We start from the raw sequence: 21187 nt of genomic DNA, 5'->3' as shown, positions 1-21187 counted from the left end.
TTTTTTCCATCCGGTCCTAACCCTTGGCAACTTACCTCCCAGACACCTAAGGTTCAGTGCAATGCCACACATTACTGGGAAGGTTCATGACGTCCAAGCAGGTCAGGCCCCTGGCCGGCGCCGTACGCACCATCGCAGGAGCAGTTCGGCCGCTGTCCGGAGCACGTATCACCGGCGGACTGCTGCATGACTGGCAGCGCCGCAACCGCAGGGCCACAATCCCCCACACCGTCGAGCAGCTCCGCGCGGCGGGCAACGTCGCCAACCTGAGCCGCCTCCTGGAGGACGACCCCGCCCCCTACCGGGGCCGGTACCCGTTCCTCGACACCGACCTGTACAAGACCCTCGAAGGTCTGGCGTACGAGCTCGGCGACGGAGACACCTCGGCCGGGGAGTTCTTCGACGAGGTGGTCGGCCTGCTGGAGCGGGTCCAGGCCGGCGACGGCTACCTCAACTCCTTCTTCCAGGACCCCTCCTCGGACAAGAAGCCATGGGAGGACCTGGCCTGGGGGCACGAGCTGTACAACCTGGGCCACCTCATCCAGGCGGCCGTCGCCGCGAACCGGCGGATGGGCGACGACCGGCTGCTGCGCGTGGCCACGCGCTTCGCCGACCTGGCGGTGGAGCGATTCAACGAGACGGGCGTCTGCGGCCACCCCGAGGTGGAGATGGCGCTGGTCGAGCTGTACAGGGAGACGGGCGAGCGCCGCTACCTGACGCTTGCGGCGGCGTTCGTCGACCGCCGCGGCACCGGGCAGATGGAGCACCGCATCTTCCCCGGCGAGTACTTCCAGGACCACGTGCCCTTCCGCGAGCTGCCGTCGGTGACCGGCCACGCGGTGCGCATGGCCTACCTGGCGGCGGGCGCGGCCGACGTCTTCCTGGAGACCGGCGACCGGTCGCTGTTCGAGGCGCTGGAGCGGCTCTGGGACGACATGGTGGCGACCAAGCTGTACGTCACCGGCGGCCTGGGCAGCCGCCACTCCGACGAGGCGATCGGCGACCGGTACGAGCTGCCGTCCGAGCGCGCCTACAGCGAGACCTGCGCGGCCATCGGCGTCATGCAGTGGGCGTGGCGGATGTTCCTGGCCGGCGGCGACGCGAAGTACCTCGACGTGTTCGAGCGCGTGCTCTACAACGCCTACGCCGTGGGCCTGTCGGCCGACGGCACGGCCTTCTTCTACGACAACCCGCTGCAGCGCCGCCCCGACCACGCGCAGCGCAGCGGCGCGGAGGCGGGCGGCGAGGCGCTGCGCCGCGCCTGGTTCACCTGCCCGTGCTGCCCGCCCAACATCGTGCGGTGGATGGCCCAGCTCGCCGACTACGTGGCGGCCGAGCGGGACGGCGCCGTGCTGATCGCCGCCTACACGCAGGCCACGATCCGGACGGCCGGGCTGGAGCTGGCGATGGAGACGGCCTACCCGTGGGACGGCGACGTGCGCATCACCGTCGAGCGGGCAACGGACGGGCCGTACGGGCTGGTGCTGCGCGTCCCCGGCTGGGCCAGGAACGTGACCGTCACCGTCAACGGCGAGCCCTGCGACGCGCCGGAGTCCGGCGGCTGGGTCACCCTGCACCGCACGTGGTCGCCGGGCGACGAGGTGCGCCTCACCCTGCCCATGCCGGTCCGGGCGCACGGCTCGCACCCCTACCTGGACGCCACCCGGGGCGCGGTCAGCCTGGCCCGGGGGCCGCTCGTCTACTGCGTCGAGCAGCACGACAGCCCGCAGGCCCCCGTCGACGACCTGCTCGTCGGCGCCCACGACGTTGTTAACGCGCACACCGAGCGCCGCGACGCGGCCGTCGTGCTGCGCGTGGAGGCGGACGCGGCTCCCCCGCCCACCGCCGAGCTCTACCCCGAGCTCCCTCTGCACGAGGCGCTCCCGGAGACGAGGGCCGCGGCGACCTTCGTCCCCTACTTCCTGTGGGGCAACCGCGGCCCCCAAGCCATGCGGGTCTGGGTCAGGACCCCCTGGACCAACGGAAAGAAGGCATCATGATGAGGAGATCGGCGGCGCTCGCGAGCGTCACCATGACCACCGTGCTGGCGCTCAGCGCCTGTGGCGGGGGCGGCGGCGCGGCGGCCCCCGGCGCGGGCACGGGCACGGGCGCCTCGGGCGGGCCCGGCGCGCCGGCCGCGACGGGCGGCACCGTGCGCATCCTGAACAAGGCGGATTTCTCCCATCTGGACCCGACGCGGGGCTTCGACGGTGGAGTGAACAACTTCTACCGGCTCATCTACCGGGGGCTGACGATGTTCGGCGCGGGTCCGGGGGCCGAGGGCACGAAGATCGTGCCCGACCTGGCCACCGACACCGGCACGCCGTCGGACGGCGGCAAGACGTGGACGTTCAAGCTCAAGGACAACCTGTTCTTCGAGGACGGCTCGCCGATCAACAGCGAGTCCGTGAAGTTCGGCTTCTCGCGCACGTTCGACCCGGAGGCCGGGATCGGCTCTCCGTACGGGAAGCTGCTGCTGGACGCGCCCAAGGACTACAAGGGCCCGTACCTGGACGGCGACCTGAAGACCATCGAGACGCCCGACGACAAGACGGTCGTCTTCCACCTGAAGAAGCCCTACGCCGACTTCCCGAGCGCGCTGGCGCTGGCCAACTTCACCCCCTTCCCCAAGGGCACGGGGGCGGGCGCGGCCTTCGACACCAAGCCGATCGCGAGCGGGCCGTACAAGGTGGCGAGCTACCAGCGCGGCGTGTCGCTGAAGCTGGAGCGCAACCCGCAGTGGAAGCGTGAGACCGACACCGTCCGGGCGGCCAAGCCCGACGCGTTCGAGTGGACGTTCGGCCTCGACGCGGCCACCATCGACGAGCGCATGCTGGCCGGGCAGGGCACCGACACCGACGCCATCGGCCCGTCGATCCAGGCGGCGACCGTGGCGCGGGTGCAGGCGCCGCAGATCAAGCAGCGCACGCTGGCCGGGCTCAACGGCTGCACCACGTACATGGGCCTGAACACCACCAAGAAGCCCCTGAACGACGTGCGCGTGCGCCAGGCGATCAACCTGGCGATCAACAAGGACACCGTGGTCGCGGGCATGGGCGGCGGTGCCCTGGCCGCCAAGGGCACCTCGATCCAGCCGCCCACGGTCGCGGGCCGGGTCGACTACGACGCGTACCCGTACAACCCCGAGGAGGCCAAGAAGCTGCTGGCCGAGGCCGGCCAGGCAAACGGGTTCACGCTGACGCTCGACACCCGGCCGGACCCGAAGATGGCCGCGGTGGCGGTGGCGATCCAGGACGCGCTCAAGCAGGTGAAGATCGACGTCAAGATCAACAACATCGACACCTCGACGTACTACGAGGTCATCGGCACCCCGGCGCAGCAGCACGACGCCGCCGTCACCGGCTGGTGCCCTGACTGGGCCTCCGGCGCGACGTTCCTGCCCCCGCTGTTCGACGGCCGCAACATCACCGACAAGGGCAACGCCAACCTCGCGCAGATCAACGACAAGGGCATCAACCAGCGGATCGACGAGATCGCCGCGATGACGGACGTGCAGGCGGCCAACGCGGCCTACGGCGAGCTGGACAAGCAGATCATGAAGGAGGCGCCGATCGTCCCGCTGGCCTACGAGAAGCTCATCCTCCTCGTCGGCTCGAACATCGCGGGCGCCTACCAGTCCAACTCCTTCTCCGGCGGCATCGACCTGATCTCCGTCGGCCTGGCGAAGCCGACGAAGTAGATGGCCGTCGTCGCTTACTCCCCGAGCACGTCGAGGGCACGGGTCACGAGCGCGCTGCTGCATGACAAGGGCGCGGTGCTGAGCACCGCGTTCCTCGCGCTCATCGTCCTGATGGCGATCGGCGCGCCGCTGATCAGCGCGATCACCGGCCACGGCCCGAACGACTTCGACACCGCCGCCGTCAACACCGACCTGGGCGGGGTGCCGCGCGGGTCCCTCGGCGGCATCAGCGCCGACCACCTGCTCGGCGTCGAGCCGCAGAACGGCCGCGACATCCTGGCCCGCATCGCCTACGGCGCGCGCGTCTCGCTGCTGATCGCGGCCTCCGCCACGGCGCTGACGACCCTGCTGGGCGTGGTGCTGGGCATGCTGGCCGGGTTCTACCAGGGCTGGGTGGACCAGGTGATCTGCCGGGTCATGGACTTCCTCATGGCCTTCCCCGCGCTCATCTTCATGATCGCGATCCTGTCGTCGCTGCCGCAGGGGAACCGGCCGGTGCTGCTGGTCCTGGTGATCAGCTTCTTCGGCTGGCCGTACCTGGCGCGGGTGGTGCGCGGGCAGACGATGACGCTGGTGAACAGGGAGTTCGTGGAGGCCGCCCGCGCGTCGGGCGCCTCCACGAGCGCGCTGGTGTTCAAGGAGATCCTGCCGAACCTGCGCAGCTCGCTGATCGTGATGACCACCCTGTCCGTGCCCGGCTACGTCGGCACCGAGGCGGGGCTGTCGTTCCTCGGCGTCGGCGTGACACCGCCGACGCCGTCGTGGGGCCAGATGATCGCGAGTTCGGTCGGGTGGTACGCCGTCGATCCGATGTACTTCGTGATCCCCGGCATTCTCCTGTTCCTCACCGTGCTGTCGCTGACGGTGCTCGGCGACCGACTGCGGGCCACGCTCGACGCCGGGGAGGCCTCATGATGGCGCGCTACATCGCCGGGCGGCTCGGCGGGGTGCTGCTGGTCCTCTTCCTGGTGTGCCTGTTCACGTTCATCATCTTCTTCACGCTCCAGCCCGACCCTGCGGTGATGATCTGCGGGAAGACGTGCACGTCCGAGCGTATCGACCAGATCCACGCCGTGCTGGGCCTGGACGAGCCGTTGCTGACGCAGTTCTTCGCCTTCCTCGTCGGGATCTTCGCCGGGCGTGACTACGGCGAGGGCGCGAATCTGGTGCACTGCGCCGCTCCGTGCCTGGGCTACAGCTTCCAGACCGGCCAGTCCGTGTGGGACATGGTGGTCGAGCGGCTGCCGGTCAGCGCCACGGTCGCGATCGGGGCCGCGGTGCTGTGGCTGCTCATCGGGATCGTCGCCGGCCTGGTCAGCGCGGTCAAGGAGGGCACCTGGTGGGACCGCACGGCCATGGGCCTGGCGCTGGGCGGCTCCAGCGTCCCCAACTACGTGCTGGCGCTGGCGCTGCAGTACGTGCTGGTGGTGCAGTTGCAGGTGCTGCCCTTCCCGCAGGCGGTGGCGTTCGCCGACGATCCGGTGGTGTGGTTCCAGTCGTACCTGATGCCGTGGGTCGTGCTGGCCACCGTCTACGCCTGCCTGTACGCGCGGCTCACCCGGGCGAACGTGATCGACACCCTCGCCGAGAACTTCATGCGCACGGCCCGGTCCAAAGGACTGAGCCCGGCCCTGACTCTGCGCAGGCACGCCCTGCGCCCGGCGCTGACGCCCATCGCCACGATCTTCGGCATGGACTTCGCCGCGCTGCTGGGCGGCGCGCTGATCACCGAGAAGGTGTTCGGGCTGAACGGGGTCGGCAAGATGGCGGCCGACTCCATCGACAAGAACGACCAGCCGGTGATCATGGCGGTGACGCTGCTGGCGGCGTTCTTCGTGGTGGTCGGCAACCTGGTGGTGGACCTCGTCTACACGATGCTGGACCCGAGAGTGAGGATCACGGCGAAATGAGCGACCTGCTTGTCGTGGAGGACCTCACCGTCACCTTCCCCACCACGCGCGGCCCGGTGGACGTGGTCAAGGGCGTGTCCTTCACCATCGGACGGGACGAGACCGTCGGGATCGTCGGCGAGTCCGGGTCCGGCAAGTCCATGACCAGCCTGGCGGTCATGGGACTGCTGCCCAAGGGCGCCAGGACCAGCGGGAGCATCCGGCTGGACGGCACGGAGCTGCTCGGCCGCCCGGACCGGGAGCTGCGGCGGCTGCGCGGCGACCAGATGTCGATGATCTTCCAGGATCCGCTGTCGTCCCTGAACCCGTACTACACGGTCGGCCTGCAGATCGAGGAGATGTACCGCGCCCACCGCGGCGGCTCGCGCGCGCAGGCGCGGAAGGTCGCGGTCGAGGCGCTGCGGCAGGTGGGCCTGCCGGAACCGGAGCGGCGGGTGGGCTACTACCCGCACCAGTTCTCCGGCGGGCAGCGGCAGCGCATCATGATCGCGATGGCCCTGGTGTGCTCGCCGGCTTTGCTGATCGCCGACGAGCCGACCACGGCCCTGGACGTGACCGTGCAGGCGCAGATCCTGAAGCTGCTGGCCGGCCTGCGGCAGGAGCGCGGCATGGGCATGGTGTTCATCACGCACGACCTGGCCGTGATCAGCTCGATCGCCACCCGCGTGCTGGTGATGCGGCAGGGCGAGCAGGTCGAGTACGGCACGGCCGAGCAGGTCTTCGCCGAGCCGCGCCACGAGTACACCCGGATGCTGCTGGAGAGCATCCCGCGCATCGACGATCCAGTAGACGGCGAGGTGAAGGCATGACGCTGCTGCGGGCCAAGGACCTGACCAAGCGGTTCGTCTCGCGCGGCCCACTGGGCGCCAAGGCCGAGTTCACGGCGGTCGACCAGGTCAGCTTCGAGGTACGGCTCGGCGAGACGCTGGCCGTGGTCGGCGAGTCCGGCAGCGGCAAGTCGACGACCGCCCGGATGATCGCCAAGCTGATGGACCCGAGCGAGGGCACGCTGGAGTTCGACGGCGAGGACGTCACCCACGCCAAGGGGGCCGCGCTGGCCCGCTTCCGCGCCAACGTCCAGGTCGTCTTCCAGGACCCGTTCTCCTCGCTCAACCCCCGCCACACGGTGGAGCGGATCCTGATGGCGCCGCTGGACTACCAGGGCATCGCGCCCGACGGCGGGCGGCGGGCGCACGCCAAGGAGCTGATGGAGCGGGTCGGCCTGAACCCCGACCACTCGCTGCGCTACCCCGCGCAGTTCTCCGGCGGGCAGGCGCAGCGCATTGGCATCGCCCGCGCGCTGGCCGTCAACCCCAAGCTCGTGATCTGCGACGAGGCCGTCTCGGCGCTGGACGTGTCGGTGCAGGCACAGGTGATCGAGCTGCTGCGGCGGCTGCAGCGCGAGAGCGGCTTCAGCTACGTGTTCATCGCCCACGACCTGGCCGTCGTCCGGCAGATCGCGCAGCGGGTCGCGGTGATGAGCAAGGGGCAGATCGTCGAACTGGGGGACGCCGAGCAGGTCTTCGGCGAGCCCCGGCATGATTACACGCGTACGCTGCTGGCGGCCATCCCGCGCATCAACCCGGAGTGGGACCGCCGCAGGAGGGAGAAGCTGTGATCACCGCGACCTACACGATCCCGGGGATGCGGGTACGCGACCACGTCGTGGAGGTGCCCCTCGACTGGTCGGACCCGGAGGCCACGATCAGGGTCTTCGCCAGGGAGCTCGTGGACCCCACCCGGGACGGCCACGACCTGCCGTGCCTGCTCTACCTGCAGGGCGGGCCCGGCGGCAAGGGGCCGCGTCCCGTCGGCACGTCGGGCTGGCTCGGCCAGGCGCTGGAGAAGTACCGGGTGATCCTGCTCGACCAGCGGGGCACGGGCCGCAGCTCGCGGATCGACGGGCGGGTGATGAGCGCGCTCGACCCGCAGGAGGGCGCCGACTACCTGGCCCGCTTCCGCGCGGACTCGATCGTGGCCGACGCCGAGCACCTGCGCAAGACCGTCTTCGGCGGGCGGCGCTGGTCGACGCTCGGGCAGAGCTACGGCGGCTTCCTGACGCTGACGTACCTGTCGCAGGCGCCCGAAGGGCTGAGCGCCTGCTACGTGGCGGGCGGGCTGCCCTCCGTGGACCCCGACGCGTCGGAGGTCTACCGGCGCACCTATCCCCGGGTCGCGGCCAAGAACGCCGAGTTCTACCGCCGCTACCCGCACCACGCCGAGACGGTGGCCCGGCTGGCCGACCGGCTGGCCTACGGCGACGTGCTGCTGCCCGACGGCGACACGCTCACCGTGCGGCGGCTGCAGTCGCTGGGGATCGACTTCGGCATGAAGCCGGGGTACGAGCGCATGCACTGGCTGCTCGACGAAGCCCTGCTGGAAGGAGGGGAACTGCCGGAGACGTTCCTGCACCAGGTGCTGACCCGCTCCTCCTACGCCGACAACCCGCTGTTCGCCGCGCTGCAGGAGAGCATCTACGGCTCCGGTCCCGGCGCGACCGCCTGGGCGGCGCAGCGCGAGCGCGCCAACCACCCCGCCTTCGCCGAGGACGCCCGGCCGCTGCTGTTCACCGGCGAGATGATCTATCCGTGGATGTTCGCGGAGATCCGCGCGCTGCGCCCCTTCCGCGCCGCCGTCGACCTGCTCGCCGAGCGGGCCGAGTGGCCGGCGCTGTACGACCTGGACCGCCTGGCGGCCAACGACGTGCCGGTGGCGGCGGCCGTGTACTTCGACGACATGTACGTCGACTCGGGACTGCAGCTGGACACCGCCTCCAGGGTGGGCAACACGCAGGCCTGGGTCACCAACGAGTACGAGCACGACGGCATCGGCGAGGAGCGCGTCTTCGCCCGCCTGACCGGACTGGTGCGCGACATAGGAGGAGGAATCACCAGTGAGTGACGGCAGACCCCCCAAGCTGACAGAGGTCCCCGCGTTCCGCGAGTTCATCGCCCAGGGCTGGGACGCCCCCGCCCGTACCCCCGACCTCGTGCCCGGGGCGGCCGAGGCGGCCGCCGCGCACCGCGAGCGCCTGGCCGCCGCGCTGCCCGGCAGGACCGTGGTGGTGAAGGCGGGCCGGGCTCCGGTACGCAGCAACGACACCGCCTACGACTTCCGCGTGGACAGCGACTTCTACTGGCTCACCGGCTGCGCCATGGAGAACGCCGTCGCCGTGATCGCTGACGGCGCCGCCACCCTCTACCTGCCGCCGCCCGCCCGCCCCGGCGACACCGGCTTCTTCGCCGACGCGGCGTACGGGGAGCTGTGGGTGGGCCCGTCCCCGTCCCTCGCCGAGTGGTCGGCGGCGCTCGGGGTCGCGGTGAAGCCGCTGTCGGAGTTCACGGAGACCTCCGAACCGGTGGAGGAGCTCCCCCGGGTGCTGGCCGAACTGCGCATGATCAAGGACGAGTGGGAGATCGGCCAGCTGCGCGAGTCCGTGGACCGCACGGTCGAGGGCTTCGCGGCCGTGCTGGCCGAGGTCCCGGCGGCGATCGAGGGGGCGGGCGAGCGGTGGCTGCAGGGCACGTTCGACCGCTACGCCAGGGCGTACGGCAACGGCCCCGGCTACGCCACCATCGTCGGCAGCGGCCCGCACGCCCCCACCCTGCACTGGGTGCGCTGCGACGGACCCGTCCTGCCGGACCAGCTGCTGCTGCTCGACATGGGCGTGGAGGTCCGCAGCCACTACACCGCCGACGTCACCCGCACCTTCCCCGCCTCCGGCGCCTTCTCCCCCGCCCAGCGGCAGGTGCACGACCTGGTGGAGAAGGCGCACCGGGCGGGCCTGGCCGCGGTCGGCCCCGGCCGGCGCTTCACCGACTTCCACCACGCGGCGATGGAGGTCATCGCGCGCGGGCTGGACGACTGGGGGCTGCTGCCGGTCTCGGTGGACGAGGCCCTGTCGGACACCGGCCAGCACCACCGCCGCTACCTGATCTGCGGCATCGGCCACCACCTGGGCCTGGACGTGCACGACTGCGCCCAGTCCCGCCCGGAGGCCTACCACGGGGCCGCCATGGCGCCGGGGATGGTGCTCACCGTCGAGCCCGGCCTGTACTTCCACGCCCACGACCTCACGGTCCCGCCGGAGCTGCGCGGGGTGGGGGTGCGGATCGAGGACGACCTGCTGGTGACGCCGTCCGGCGCGGAGATCCTGTCGGACGCCCTGCCCATCGACGCCTCCGGCCTGGAACGCTGGGCCAAGGAGTCCACCGTCTGACCCCCGCGGGTTCTTCCGGCACCACCCCACACGGCGCCGGAAGAACCCGCCCCCACCCCCGGGGCGGGCCACCGGGTCAGGGTGAGCCGCTGTAGCGGGCCTGGCGGGCGGTGGCGGTGAGGGCCGCCGCACGGGCCGCCTCCGTCGGCGTGAACGGCAGCTCGGGACGCCGGATCAGCAGCGCCCGGTCCGGATTGACCGAGATCACCATCGTGGTGTTGAGCTCGGCCCCCTCGTCCACCGTGTCCCCCGGCCGCCGCCACTCCACCTCCGGCACCCGCAGCAGCTCCCCCATCGCCTCGGGCAGCCGGTCCGGGTCCGCGCTCACCCGCTGAGCCAGCACCAGAGCCTGGACACCGGGATCGGTGAGGTCCTTGACCTGCGCGGCCACGATCACGACGTCATGCCCGCCCGCCTCCGTCAACGCCCCGGAAAGCGCCTCCAGCGCCAGCCCCGGCGGCGCCTCGATGACGAACTCGTCCAGCGCGTCACACCCCGCGGGCGTGATCGCGCTGCTGCCGGTCGGCGCGATGTGCAGCGCCAGGATGTTGCAGCCCAGCCGCCCGAACGCCCCCGCGACCGAGGCGAGCCGCCCCGGCCGCTCCACCACCCGCATGCGGATGCGCCACAGCACCATGGCCGCCCCCGCGCCCTCCCCCACGGGCAGCGCGGGGACCTTGCGTACGGGGCGGTGGCCCATCCGCTTGTGGACCGCCGCCCCCACGATCAACGCCGCCCCCAGCCCGACCATCACGACCGGACCCGGTTCGCGGTGGCCGAGCAGGGTCGCGAGCAGGTGCGCCAGGCCGACCGCGAGGAACAGCGCGGCCAGCTCGACGATCTCTCGCCGCCAGGAGCGCCGATTACCGTTCATCACCTTCGGTGCATCGCTCATGCACCCCAGTGTCTGCGGGGCGTGTTTCCCGATCACGAACGGCGCGGTTGCGGCGGCATTAAACCGCCCTAACCGCATGGCCCGTTCATGACGGGCCCCTTACACCCGCTCGACCTCGAAGACCAGCGCCGACTCGGCCCGCAGCACGGGAGCGGGCAGCCCCAGCTCGCCCAGGACCGCGCCGCTCAGCCGCACCGGGCCCGAGGTCCACTCCGGCAGCCCGGCCGCGCGGGGCTTGGGGCCCGCGACCCGCACCTCGTACGTCGCCGCCGGGTCGAGCCCGGGCAGCCGCAGCGGCGCGGGCCCGATCGCGACCCTGGAGGTGAGCTGGACGAACGCGAACACTCCGCGCTCCGGCAGCACCGCCCCGTGCAGCAGCGCCGACGGGTCCGGATGGTCGGCCCGCACCACCCGCCCGGCGTGCAGCGTCGGCCGCAGCCGCTTGTGCAGGGCGATCCACTCGGCCAGCTCCTCCAGCTCCACCTGGCTCGCCGAGGTCAGGTCCCACTCCACGCCCATGTGCCCGAACAGCGCGGTCGCGGCCCGGAAGGCCAGCGGCAGCGACCGGCCCGTGCTGTGGTCCTGCGGCGCGCCGACGTGGCTGCCCATCCGCTCCGGCGGCACGAGCAGCCCGGTCCAGCGCTGGATCGCCTGCCGGTCGAGCGCGTCGTTGCAGTCGGACGTCCACACCCGGTCGGTGCGCGCCAGGACGCCGTAGTCGACGCGGGCGCCGCCCGACGAGCACGACTCGATCTCCAGCCCGGGATGGCGGGCCCGCAGCTCGTCCAGCAGCCGGTAGGCCGCCAGCGTCTGCGCGTGCACCCCGGGCACCCCGTCGTGCACCGGCTCGGCGATGTCGCGGTTGTGGTCCCACTTGATGTAGTCGAGCGCGTACTCGCTCACCAGGCTGTCCAGCCGCTCCAGCAGGTAGTCGTACGCCTCGGGCCTGGCCAGGTCGAGCACCTGCTGGTTGCGCTGCGGCGGCGGCACGCGCCCGGCCTGCCCGAGGATCCAGTCGGGGTGCGCGCGCAGCAGGTCGGAGTCCGGGTTGACCATCTCCGGCTCGAACCACAGCCCGAACTGCATGCCGAGCTTGCGCACGTGCTCGGCGAGGGGGTTCAGGCCGTCCGGCCAGACACCCTCGTCGACGTACCAGTCGCCGAGCCCGGCCCGGTCATGGCGGCGGTGGCGGAACCAGCCGTCGTCGAGCACGAACCGCTCGATCCCCGCCGCCGCGGCCTTGTCGGCCAGCTCCAGCAGCCGGTCGAGGCCGTGATCGAAGTAGGTGGCCTCCCAGTTGTTCAGCGTGACCGGGCGGACCCCCAGCGGGCGGGCGGCGCGCAGGTGGTCGTGCAGCCGCGTGCTCGCCGCGTCCAGCCCGCCGCCCGACCAGGTGAAGTACACCAGCGGCGTGCGGTAGCTCTCCCCCTCGGCCAGCACGATCTCGCCGGGCTCCAGCAGCTCGCCCGCCGCCACCAGCGCCGGGCCCTCGGCCAGCCGCTCGGCGTAGTGGAGGTGGTTGCCGCTCCAGCCCGCGTGCACCCCCCACACCTCGCCGCCCCGGAACCCGAACCCCGCGGTCCCGGCCACCAGCAGCCCCGTGCCGTCGTGCCCGGTCCGGCCGCGCCGGTTCTCCCGCGACCACACGCCGTACCCGAACGCCGTGCGCTGCGGCACCTTCTCCAGCGCCCACCGCCCGGTGAAGTCCAGCAGCTCACCGGCGCGCGCCGGCACCGGCAGCGCGCAGACCAGCCCTTCCAGCCGGTATGGGGCGGCGGCGGTGTTCGTCAGCGTGTGCCGCATCGTCACCAGGCCGCCGGCGTCCATGGCCAGCTCGCTGACCAGTTCCAGGCCCGCGCGGGCGTCGGAGGCCGCGACGGTGACCGTGCCGCCCTGACCGGGCGTCGCGTCCACGTCGAGCCGGTCCAGCGTCCAGCGCACCGGCCAGTGTTCGCCGTCCCGGCCGCCCGACAATCCCGGCCTGCCGTACCAGCTGTCTCCCTGGGCGGGCAGCAGCGGCGGCGCGGCGGTGAGGGAGGCCAGCGCGGGCGTCAGGTCGGCGCCGGTCGCGGACCCGAGGTCGGCGCCGAAGTGGCGCACGCGCGGCAGGCCGGGGCCCGAGGCGTCCAGCACCAGGGCGGCCCCCGCGGCGGAGAGGATGAGGGGTGACAAGTCAGGCTCCTCGTTCAGCTCGGCGTTACGACGCGAACCTACATGAACAGCACACTTGCCTCGATCATGGGGCGGCCCCTCCGGGGCGGGAGCCGGAGGGGCCGCGAGGGGGGTGAGCGTCAGACGGAGATCCGCCCGGCGCCGGCGCCCGAGGTGACGACGGACTTGACGGTGGAGGCGGTGTCGAGCGAGTAGGAGTAGGGGATCGAGCCGACGCTGCCGCCGCTCTGGCCGCTGCCGGAGTTGACGAAGTGGTTGTTGCGCGCGACCAGCGTGCCGGGGCCGGAGTCACCCTCGCCCAGGTGGAACGGGTCCTGGGTGTTCTCGAAGTAGTTGCCCTCGACGAGCACGCCCGCGCCCTCGGTGGAGGCCACGCCGTAGCTGCCGACGCTGCCGTAGTAGTTGTTGTAGACGTGCACCGGGTTGCCGAACCGCACGCGCGGGTGGCGCTGGTTGGTGCCGTCGAACCAGTTGTGGTGGTACGTCACGCGCAGGTGACCGCGGTCCTCGCCGCCGTTGTCGTCGCTGTGGCCGAGCAGCATGGTCTTGTCGTGGTTGGAGAACTTGTTCCACGAGACGGTGACGTAGTCGCTGGCCCGCTTGATGTCGATGGCGCCGTCGTAGCCGTGGCTCAACGAGTTGTGGTCGAGCCAGACCCGGGTCGAGTACTGGACGTTGATCGCGTCGTCGCCCCAGTCGCGGAAGGTGAGGTTGCGGACGATCACGTTCGAGGCCTGGGAGATGTTGAACCCGCAGCCCGCGATCGTCGCGCCCGAGTTGCCGAGCACCGTCTTGTTCGAGGCCACCTTCAGCATGCCCGAGCAGGAGATCGTGCCCGACACCCGGATCACCGAGGCGCCGCTCGCCGACAGCGCGCTGGTCAGGGCCGAGGCGCTGGTGACGGTGACCGGCGAGGCGTTGCCGCCGCCCGTCGTGCCGCCGCCCTGCGTGGCCCAGCCGACCAGCCCGTTCGCGTTGCCCGGAGGCGTGGTCGGCGGTGGATCGGTGGGCGGGTTGGTCGGGTTGCCGCCGGCGGGGACGAGCCGCCACTGCTTGGTGGCCACGGAGTCGCAGGAGTTCTGCTGCACCAGGGCGCCGGAGGAGGTCGCGTTGTCCTTGGTGTTGAGGCACTTGCCGCCGTTGGCGTTGACGATCCTGACGGTGAAACTTTCAGCACAGCCGGGATTCCACGCTGTGCGGAGCCGTACTGACCTGCGGATATCCGCCGTGGAGCAGGACGTCAGGCGGGCTCGGGCGTGCTGCCGAGCACGACGCGCAGGTCCGCCTGCGTGGGCGGCTTCGTCCAGGTGAGCCCCGGCCCACCGGCGGCGATCAGGCGCGGCGCGACCTCGCGCAGCAGCTCCCCGGCCGCGGCCTCGGGCTGCTTCTCCCGGGCCTCCCGGTACAGCTCGAGCACCCTGGCCAGGTCGAGCATCATCGTGTTGGTCTCACGCACGGTGACCTGCAACGCTCCAATGGCGGGCTCGGCCGACCAGGGGCACTCGCCGGACACGGCCTCGCGCACCGCCTCGGCGAAGGCGGCCCGGTCCATGCCGTCCACCTCGCCGTCCAGCCAGTCCTCGCGCAGGTGCAGCACGCCCGGCCGCTCCACCGCCCCGAGGTGCGCGATCAGGGCCACGACCGTGCCCTGCGGATCGTGCAGCGCGGCGTCCCCCCTGGCCGCGAAGGCGTCGGCGAGCAGGTGCAGCGAGATCAGCCGGGGCGGCTCGTACGTCGTGAGCACCCCCCGCCGGCCACTCACCCGCAGCGGGTAGGCCCGCAGACCCTCCATGAACGCGGGCTCGACCTCCGCCGGGATCCCGAGGTCCATGTCCGCCTCGACCGTGGTGGAGGCGGCACCGGCGGCACTGCCGGCCGGGTCACGGCGGAACCACCAGACCATCGCCCCCACGACAATGGCGGCCAGCGCCACGACTGCGATCCACACGATGTTGTTTGCTTTCCCCTCGTACCTGCCAGCGGTAGCAGCGTAGTGTGCTCCGACCGGATGAATGCACAAATTTCTGCAAATGTGGCTGGCCGCACCCGTGGGTCGTGTATACCCGGGCGGCTGACAGAATTGGAAAGGTGACAGATGGCATCCTGACACCGGACCAGATCCTCGCCGCGGCCCAGGACGTCCTGCGCCGCTACGGTCCGGCCAAGGCCACGGTCGTCGACGTCGCCCGGGCGCTCGGCGTCAGCCACGGCAGCGTCTACCGGCACTTCCCCAGCAAGACGGCCCTGCGCGAGGCTGTGACCCAGCGCTGGCTCGACCAGTCGCACGCCGAGCTGGCCACCGTGCTGGCCTCTGACGCCCCGGCTGGCGTGCGGCTGCGCGAATGGCTGGGCGCGTTGTTCCGCTCCAAGCGCAAGCGGGCGCTCGACGACCCCGAGCTGTTCGCCACGTACGTGGCGCTGGTGACCGAGTCCAGCCAGGTCGTCGAGGGGCACGTCGCCGACCTGGTCGGCCAGATCCGGCAGATCCTGGACGCCGGGCTCGAGCGGGGCGAGTTCGCCGCCCCCGACCCCGCCGCCACGGCCCGCGCCGTCTTCGACGCGGCGGTACGCTTCCACAACCCGGCGCACGCCGCCGAATGGAGCCGGCCGGGCATCGAGGATGACTTCACCGCTTTGTGCGATCTCATCCTTCTCGGGCTGGAAGTCCGCTGATGGTGTGATGTTTTTACATCTGGTAACCGGAATTGTTGTCCTGGGGGATTAGTCCTGTCCCCCGCATGTCTGTTCAGCCCTGAACAGACATGTACACTCAGAGCCAACACTGTCGCTCTCAGTGACGCCTTCATGGCAACAAGTGCCCAACGCAAGGGCTGGCCCGCGCAACCGGCAGGAGGTTCCCGGCCCTGACAGAGCGCGGAGCCGATTCATGGAGCCACTACAGCTGACCACCACCCGCCGCAACGGGAGCCTGACCGTCAGCGTGTCCGGCGAGCTCGACATCGCCACCACCGAACAACTCCGCGCCCACCTGCTCGACCTGCTGCAGGAGGCCGGACGCGCCCCGCACAAGCAGGTCGCGCTGGTCATCGAGGTGAGCCGGCTGACCTTCATCGACGCCGCCGGGCTCGGCATCCTCGTCTGCGCCCGCAACCACGCCCAGGCCCAGCAGACCCCGCTGCGCCTCACGGGCGTCCCGCCCGCCATCCGGCGGCTGCTGCGCCTCACCGGCCTGGAGGCGCGCCTCACCTGAACACCCGCCACCTGTAGGTTGTCAGGCGTGATTCAGGTTCCCGATCAGATACCCCTGAAGCTGGAGGACGGGTTCGAACGCGTCAGGCGGGAGCTCGACCTGCCGGACGACTTCCCCCGCGCCGTGCTCGACGAGGCCGCGTGGGTGGCGCGGGTGCCGCGGCTCGACGCCGAAGACCTGTCCGACGTACCGTTCGTCACCATCGACCCGCCCGGCTCGATGGACCTCGACCAGGCCGTGCACCTGGAGCGGCTGCGCGCCGGCTACCGCGTCTGGTACGCGATCGCCGACGTCGGCGCGTTCGTCCGGCCGGGCGGCCTCATCGACGGCGAGGCCCGCACCAGGGGCGAGACCGTCTACCTTCCCGCGGGCAAGGTGCCGCTGCACCCCAAGGTCCTGTCGGAGGACGCGGCCAGCCTGCTGCCCGGCGCGCTGCGGCCGGCCGCGGTCTGGCGCATCGACCTCGACGCCGACGGCCGCATGGTCGGCGCCGACGTGCAGCGCGCGCTCGTCCGCAGCCGCGAACGCCTCGACTACGCCTACGTGCAGGCGGCCGTCGACACCGGCACCGCCGACGGCGTCCTGGGGCTGCTGGCCGAGATCGGCCGCCTGCGGCTGGCCCTCGAACGCGAGCGCGGCGGCGTCACCCTGCCCACCCCCGAGCAGGAGGTGGTCTCCGACGGCGACGGCGCCTACCGGCTGGAGTTCCGGCTGCCGCTGCCCGCCGAGGCGTGGAACGCGCAGATCTCCCTGCTGACCGGCATGGCCGCGGCCTCGATGATGCTCGACGCCGAGATCGGCATCCTGCGCGTGCTGCCCCGGCCGCACGCCGACGACCTGGCGAAGGTCCGCAGGGTCGCCCGGGCGCTGGACGTCCCCTGGCCCGACGGGGCCGCCTACGGCGCCGTGGTGCACGACCTGGACCCCAAGAACCCGCAGCAGGCGGCGTTCCTGCACGAGTCGAAGGTGCTGCTGCGCGGCGCGGGCTACGTGGCCTTCGACGGCGCGCCGCCCGCGCTGGCCGAGCACGCTGCGGTGGCGGCGCCGTACGCGCACGTCACGGCGCCCCTGCGGCGCCTGGTCGACCGGTACGCGACCGAGGTGTGCCTGGCGGTCGCGGCGGGCGTGCCGGTGCCGTTCGACGTCCGGGCGGGCCTGGCGGCCCTGCCCGCCGTCATGGGCTCGACCGGCCGGCGCGCCGGGGCGGTGGAGCGGGCGTGCGTGGACCTGGTGGAGGCGTTCCTGCTGCGGGAGCGGATCGGGCAGGCGTTCGACGCGGTCGTGATCGACGTGGACGAGCGCCGCGGGGGCGGGCAGGTGCAGCTCGCCGACCCGGCCGTGATCGCCCGCTGCGACGGGCCGCTCCCCCTCGGCGAGCAGGTCACGGTACGCCTCACGCAGGCGGACCCGGCCACCCGCGAGGTCCGCTTCACCCTGGCGACGTGAACCTCGGGCGACCCGCGGGGCCGCGCACGGCATGTTCCGCGCGCGGCCCCGCACCGGGCTTCACTTCTTGGGCTTCACTTCTTCAGCAGACTCCACCCCGCGCCCACACCCATGAGGTGGAGCGCGACGCAGAGCAGCCCGGCGGTGCCGAGCGTGGCGACCGTGACTACGCTGCCGACCGCGAGGCCGGCGATCTCGAAGACGAGGGCGAGCACGAACAGCAGTGCGGCGACAAGGGCGAACATGTGGTGGCTACCTCCGAACGGGGCCGGCGGACGCCACGCGGCCGAGGGGGGCCTCGGCGAGTGCGTCCGAGGATGTCTCTGACATGGGGATTTCCAGCAACATCCGCCGAAAAACTGCCCCGAAGGTGACGTTCCGTGAACGAATGACGACACCGCTTTGACCGGCCGGTCAGTCTCCCGCCATGAGGCTCAGGCCCCTTTCACCCGCATCCCGTCGCAGATCACGTCCACCATCCGTACCGAGGCCCCTCTGGCCCGCGCCCGGCGCTCGGCCACCAGGCACCCGCGCAGCAGATCCAGCACGTCCTCCCCCGCCAGATCCCCGCGCGCCGCCCCGGCCCGCTGCGCCCGGACCAGTAATCGGGCGACGGCCCTGCCGAGATCGTCCTGCAACGAGACCCTCATCCCGGCCCCGCTGTCGAGCATGTCGCACAGCGCCTGGTTCCCCGACGCCTGCTCGACCACCTTGGCGAACCAGGCGAAGAGCGCCTTCTCGGGATCCTCCGCCGTGGCCAGCGCGCGGGCGTCGGCCACGAACCGCTCGATCCGCCCCAGCAGCACCGCCTCGAAGAGCGCCTCCTTGGTCGGGAAGTGCCGGTAGACGGTGCCCACCCCGAACCCGGCCCGCCGCGCGATCTCGTCGAAGGAGATCGTCAGGCCGTCACTGGCCAGGGCCTCCTGCGCGATCTGCAGCACCCGCTCCCGGTTCCGCCGGGCGTCGGCCCGCAACGGCCGGGCCGAGCTGTGGTCGTCGCCCATGAACGAAACCTGCCTTCAACAACCGGAGGGATCTCTCCGATTCTATCGACGGCCCCTCGCCCCCGCACCCATCCCGATCATCCTTCCCCCGCCCCGGCGCACCCCCGGACGCCGCCGTGCGTACCCCGCTCCAAAGGACGGGCAGCCGCCGACCCCGGACACCGGAACACCCGCCCCCGGAAAGAAGGCGGGTGTCGGGCTCGGGGGTGTGGTGCGGCGGTCGGTCAGGGAGGGGTGGTCAGCGGGCGCGGGTGGGCGCGGGCGAAGCGCTTGAGGCGGATGCGCTCCTCCCGGTGCACGGGCGACAGCTCCACGATGCGCGCCCCCTCCGGCACGAACCGCAGGTCGTGCGTGATGAGGAGCGTCGTGCGCCCGGCCATGAGCCGCAGGAGCGGCTTCATGACCTGCGCGGCCGTGGCCTCGTCCAGCCCCGTCATGGGCTCGTCGAGCACCAGCACCGGCGCGTCCCGCAGCACGGCCCTGGCGATGGCGATCCGCTGCCGCTGACCGCCGGACAGGAGCCGCCCCCGCTGCCCCACCGGCGTGTCGTAGCCCTGCGGCAGGAGTTCGGCGAACTCGTGCACCCCCGCCGCCTCCGCCGCCCGCACGATCTCCTCCAGCGAGGCGTCGGGGCGGCCGTAGGCGATGTTGTCGCGTACGGACGCCGAGAACAGCAGCGTCTCCTGGTGCACGATCGTGATGTTCTCGCGCAGCGACTGCCGCGTCAGGCGCCGGATGTCGGCCCCGTCCAGCAGGATGCGGCCCGCTTCCGGGTCGTAGAAGCGCAGCATCAGCTTGGCCAGCGTGGACTTGCCCACCCCGCTGGGCCCGGTGAGGACGACGACCTTGCCGGGCGAGGCGGTGAACGTCACGTCCCGCAGCACCTGCCGCCCGCGCCTCGGGTACGTGAAGGCGACCCGGTCGAACTCGACCAGGCCCCGGCTCCGCCCGGCGGGCACGGCGTCCTGCGCGTCGGTGACGGCGGGCCTGACCCTGAGGATCTCGATGACCCGGTCGGACCCCGCCGCCGCCTCCGACACCGTCAGCGCCAGCTCCCCCAGCGCCTGGACCGCCGGGTACAGCAGTGCCAGGTAAGCGGCGAAGGCCAGCAGGCCGCCCAGGGTCAGCCGGCCCGCGGCGATCTCCCACGCGCCGAACCCCAGGACGACGATCAGGCAGACGGTCTCGATGACCTGGACGGTGGGCCCGTACAGGCCGGACAGCCAGGCCTGCGACATGTTGGCGCGCAGCCACATGCCGCCCTCCCGGTGCAGGCGGCCCGACTCGGCCTCCTGCCGGTTGTACGCCTGCACGAGCGGCTGGTTGGCCAGCCCCTCCTCCAGGACGCTGTTCATGGCGCCGTTGCTGTAGCGCTCCCGGGCCGCGGCCGTTCTGAACCTGCCCGCGAACACCTTGGACACCACCAGGAACAGCGGGATCAGCGCCATCGTGACGAGGGCGAGGTCCCAGCGGATGAAGAAGGCCGCCCCGGCGAAGAACACCACGCTGGCCGCCGTGGTGAGCGCCTTGACCAGCCCGGACCCCACGAGCTCCTCGATGGCCTCGATGTCGTCGGTCAGCCGTGCCATCAGGTCGCCGAGGCGCCGGTGCTCCGAGAAGTCCGGCGCGAGCGTCTGCAGGTGCGCGTAGACGCGGTCGCGCAGGGCCAGCAGGAACCGTTCGGCGCCCAGCGCGGTGGCGTACGTCGCCGCGAAGGAGGTCACCCCGGCGATCGCGGCGAGCCCGAGCCAGGCGAACGCCGGGACCCAGAACTCGTTCAGCCGCCGGGTGGTCAGCACCTCGTCGGTGATGTGGCCGAACAGGCGGATCGCGGCGACCTCGCAGAGCGCGGCCACGACGGCGAACACGACGCCGGCCGCGAATAGGCGGCGCAACCCGCGGGTGTCCGGCCAGAACTCGCGAAAAGTGCGGCGAATGGAAATCGCCGGGGCGAGTTCGCGGCCGGAGACAGTCAATGAGAGCCGGCGGCCAGGCCACCGGCTCTCACGGGAGCGATTTACCACCCCCACCACCAGCGCCGGGAGCGGCAGCGCCAACCGCGCCAACCACAACGCCAGCGCCTACGGCGACGGCAGCAACCCTGCTGGAAGTCGATCCTGGTGAGCTGAGAGCCAGCCATGATTCCTCCCCCGTTTGCTGACTTGCACAAATCGCACGTTAGCACCCGAAAAGCGACAAAGCACGAGATATCGCCTTTTTAAAAGGAACTTGACCAGTGAAACCGCCCGACAAAGGCCGTTGCCTGCCGCCGTTAAATCGACCGTAAATAAAAAGAACCGCTAACTCGGGTAACGGTAATCCCAAAGGATGCTGCTCAGAACTGGTTCCAAGGTGTAGGTCACCCGATACTTTGGTCCGATGGATCGGACGTCTGCGCCGGGGATCATGGGCGCATGGCATTCATCGGCGTCATCCTCATGATCCAGGGCTTCGGCGGCCTCATCGCCGATCACTTCTTCGGCAAGAACTTCGGCCTGCTGCACCTGGTGCTCGACGGCACCGCCCTGACCGTCGTGAGCGCCGTGGTGGGCGTCGCGGGCCTGCTCCTGACGATCGGCGCCATCAGCGGCGCCATCAGCAAGGACTCCTGAGGACCCGCCCTCCGAAGA

General features: G+C 71.5%; 19 protein-coding genes. 12 read left to right on the top strand and 7 right to left on the bottom strand.

Features of this window, described 5'->3' with window-relative positions; genetic code table 11:
- Positions 1–86: 86 nt before the first annotated feature.
- Genes AB0L65_RS39790 through AB0L65_RS39755 form a run of 8 tightly spaced genes read left to right on the top strand, consistent with a single transcriptional unit; the run spans position 87 to position 9829 of the window.
- Positions 87–2000, top strand: a complete 1914-nt coding sequence (locus tag AB0L65_RS39790) for a beta-L-arabinofuranosidase domain-containing protein (RefSeq protein WP_364256696.1) — start codon at positions 87–89, stop codon at positions 1998–2000.
- A complete protein-coding gene (locus tag AB0L65_RS39785) occupies positions 1997–3700 on the top strand; it encodes an ABC transporter substrate-binding protein (RefSeq protein WP_364256693.1) in 1704 nt (567 codons plus the stop codon). Before AB0L65_RS39790 ends, AB0L65_RS39785 begins: the two co-directional genes overlap by 4 nt.
- Complete coding sequence (locus AB0L65_RS39780) at positions 3701–4615, top strand: ABC transporter permease (protein ID WP_364256690.1); 915 nt, start codon at positions 3701–3703, stop codon at positions 4613–4615.
- The gene (locus AB0L65_RS39775) at positions 4612–5610 is read left to right on the top strand and encodes an ABC transporter permease (protein WP_364256687.1); all 999 of its coding nucleotides are present in this window, start codon (positions 4612–4614) and stop codon (positions 5608–5610) included. The genes AB0L65_RS39780 and AB0L65_RS39775 overlap by 4 nt, the downstream gene beginning before the upstream one ends.
- The gene (locus tag AB0L65_RS39770; RefSeq protein WP_364256684.1) at positions 5607–6419 is read left to right on the top strand and encodes an ABC transporter ATP-binding protein; all 813 of its coding nucleotides are present in this window, start codon (positions 5607–5609) and stop codon (positions 6417–6419) included. Before AB0L65_RS39775 ends, AB0L65_RS39770 begins: the two co-directional genes overlap by 4 nt.
- Positions 6416–7228, top strand: coding sequence for an ATP-binding cassette domain-containing protein (locus tag AB0L65_RS39765; RefSeq protein WP_350731928.1), 813 nt, complete (start codon positions 6416–6418; stop codon positions 7226–7228). The genes AB0L65_RS39770 and AB0L65_RS39765 overlap by 4 nt, the downstream gene beginning before the upstream one ends.
- Positions 7225–8511 (top strand): alpha/beta fold hydrolase, encoded by a 1287-nt coding sequence (locus AB0L65_RS39760; protein WP_364256681.1) that lies wholly within the window; start codon positions 7225–7227, stop codon positions 8509–8511. Before AB0L65_RS39765 ends, AB0L65_RS39760 begins: the two co-directional genes overlap by 4 nt.
- Positions 8504–9829, top strand: coding sequence for an aminopeptidase P family protein (locus tag AB0L65_RS39755; RefSeq protein ID WP_364256678.1), 1326 nt, complete (start codon positions 8504–8506; stop codon positions 9827–9829). The genes AB0L65_RS39760 and AB0L65_RS39755 overlap by 8 nt, the downstream gene beginning before the upstream one ends.
- Positions 9830–9905: 76 nt before the next feature.
- Here the strand turns inward: AB0L65_RS39755 and AB0L65_RS39750 are convergent, their stop codons facing one another.
- The 4 genes from AB0L65_RS39750 to AB0L65_RS39735 all read right to left on the bottom strand — a co-directional run bounded on the left by AB0L65_RS39750 (position 9906) and on the right by AB0L65_RS39735 (position 14844).
- On the bottom strand, positions 9906–10724 hold the full coding sequence (locus AB0L65_RS39750; RefSeq protein WP_364256675.1) for an ACT domain-containing protein: 819 nt from the start codon (positions 10722–10724) through the stop codon (positions 9906–9908).
- A gap of 99 nt (positions 10725–10823) precedes the next feature.
- Positions 10824–12896: an alpha-galactosidase gene (locus AB0L65_RS39745; protein ID WP_364256672.1), complete on the bottom strand. Its 2073-nt coding sequence runs from the start codon at positions 12894–12896 to the stop codon at positions 10824–10826.
- Between the two features lie 119 nt (positions 12897–13015).
- Positions 13016–14116: a right-handed parallel beta-helix repeat-containing protein gene (locus AB0L65_RS39740; protein WP_364256866.1), complete on the bottom strand. Its 1101-nt coding sequence runs from the start codon at positions 14114–14116 to the stop codon at positions 13016–13018.
- Positions 14117–14136: 20 nt separating this feature from the next.
- Complete coding sequence (locus tag AB0L65_RS39735; RefSeq protein WP_364256669.1) at positions 14137–14844, bottom strand: hypothetical protein; 708 nt, start codon at positions 14842–14844, stop codon at positions 14137–14139.
- 140 nt (positions 14845–14984) lie between these two features.
- On the opposite strand from AB0L65_RS39735, the gene AB0L65_RS39730 reads away from it, so the two are divergent.
- From AB0L65_RS39730 to AB0L65_RS39720, 3 genes are all read left to right on the top strand, one after another.
- Positions 14985–15569, top strand: a complete 585-nt coding sequence (locus tag AB0L65_RS39730) for a TetR family transcriptional regulator (protein ID WP_364256667.1) — start codon at positions 14985–14987, stop codon at positions 15567–15569.
- A gap of 214 nt (positions 15570–15783) precedes the next feature.
- Positions 15784–16107: an STAS domain-containing protein gene (locus tag AB0L65_RS39725; RefSeq protein ID WP_364256664.1), complete on the top strand. Its 324-nt coding sequence runs from the start codon at positions 15784–15786 to the stop codon at positions 16105–16107.
- A 27-nt stretch (positions 16108–16134) separates the two neighbouring features.
- Positions 16135–17553, top strand: coding sequence for an RNB domain-containing ribonuclease (locus AB0L65_RS39720; RefSeq protein ID WP_364256661.1), 1419 nt, complete (start codon positions 16135–16137; stop codon positions 17551–17553).
- Between the two features lie 74 nt (positions 17554–17627).
- Here the strand turns inward: AB0L65_RS39720 and AB0L65_RS39715 are convergent, their stop codons facing one another.
- The 3 genes from AB0L65_RS39715 to AB0L65_RS39705 all read right to left on the bottom strand — a co-directional run bounded on the left by AB0L65_RS39715 (position 17628) and on the right by AB0L65_RS39705 (position 20452).
- A complete protein-coding gene (locus AB0L65_RS39715) occupies positions 17628–17798 on the bottom strand; it encodes a hypothetical protein (protein WP_350731913.1) in 171 nt (56 codons plus the stop codon).
- A gap of 189 nt (positions 17799–17987) precedes the next feature.
- Positions 17988–18557 (bottom strand): TetR/AcrR family transcriptional regulator, encoded by a 570-nt coding sequence (locus AB0L65_RS39710; protein ID WP_364256658.1) that lies wholly within the window; start codon positions 18555–18557, stop codon positions 17988–17990.
- Between the two features lie 224 nt (positions 18558–18781).
- Complete coding sequence (locus tag AB0L65_RS39705) at positions 18782–20452, bottom strand: ABC transporter ATP-binding protein (protein ID WP_364256656.1); 1671 nt, start codon at positions 20450–20452, stop codon at positions 18782–18784.
- 519 nt (positions 20453–20971) lie between these two features.
- Here AB0L65_RS39705 and AB0L65_RS39700 point away from each other — a divergent pair.
- Positions 20972–21169 (top strand): hypothetical protein, encoded by a 198-nt coding sequence (locus tag AB0L65_RS39700; RefSeq protein ID WP_364256653.1) that lies wholly within the window; start codon positions 20972–20974, stop codon positions 21167–21169.
- The last annotated feature ends 18 nt before the right edge of the window (positions 21170–21187 follow it).

The sequence above is a fragment of the Nonomuraea sp. NPDC052116 genome, assembly GCF_040680035.1.
Classification (GTDB): domain Bacteria; phylum Actinomycetota; class Actinomycetes; order Streptosporangiales; family Streptosporangiaceae; genus Nonomuraea; species Nonomuraea angiospora_A.
This window is presented reverse-complemented; position numbering and strand designations above follow the sequence as displayed.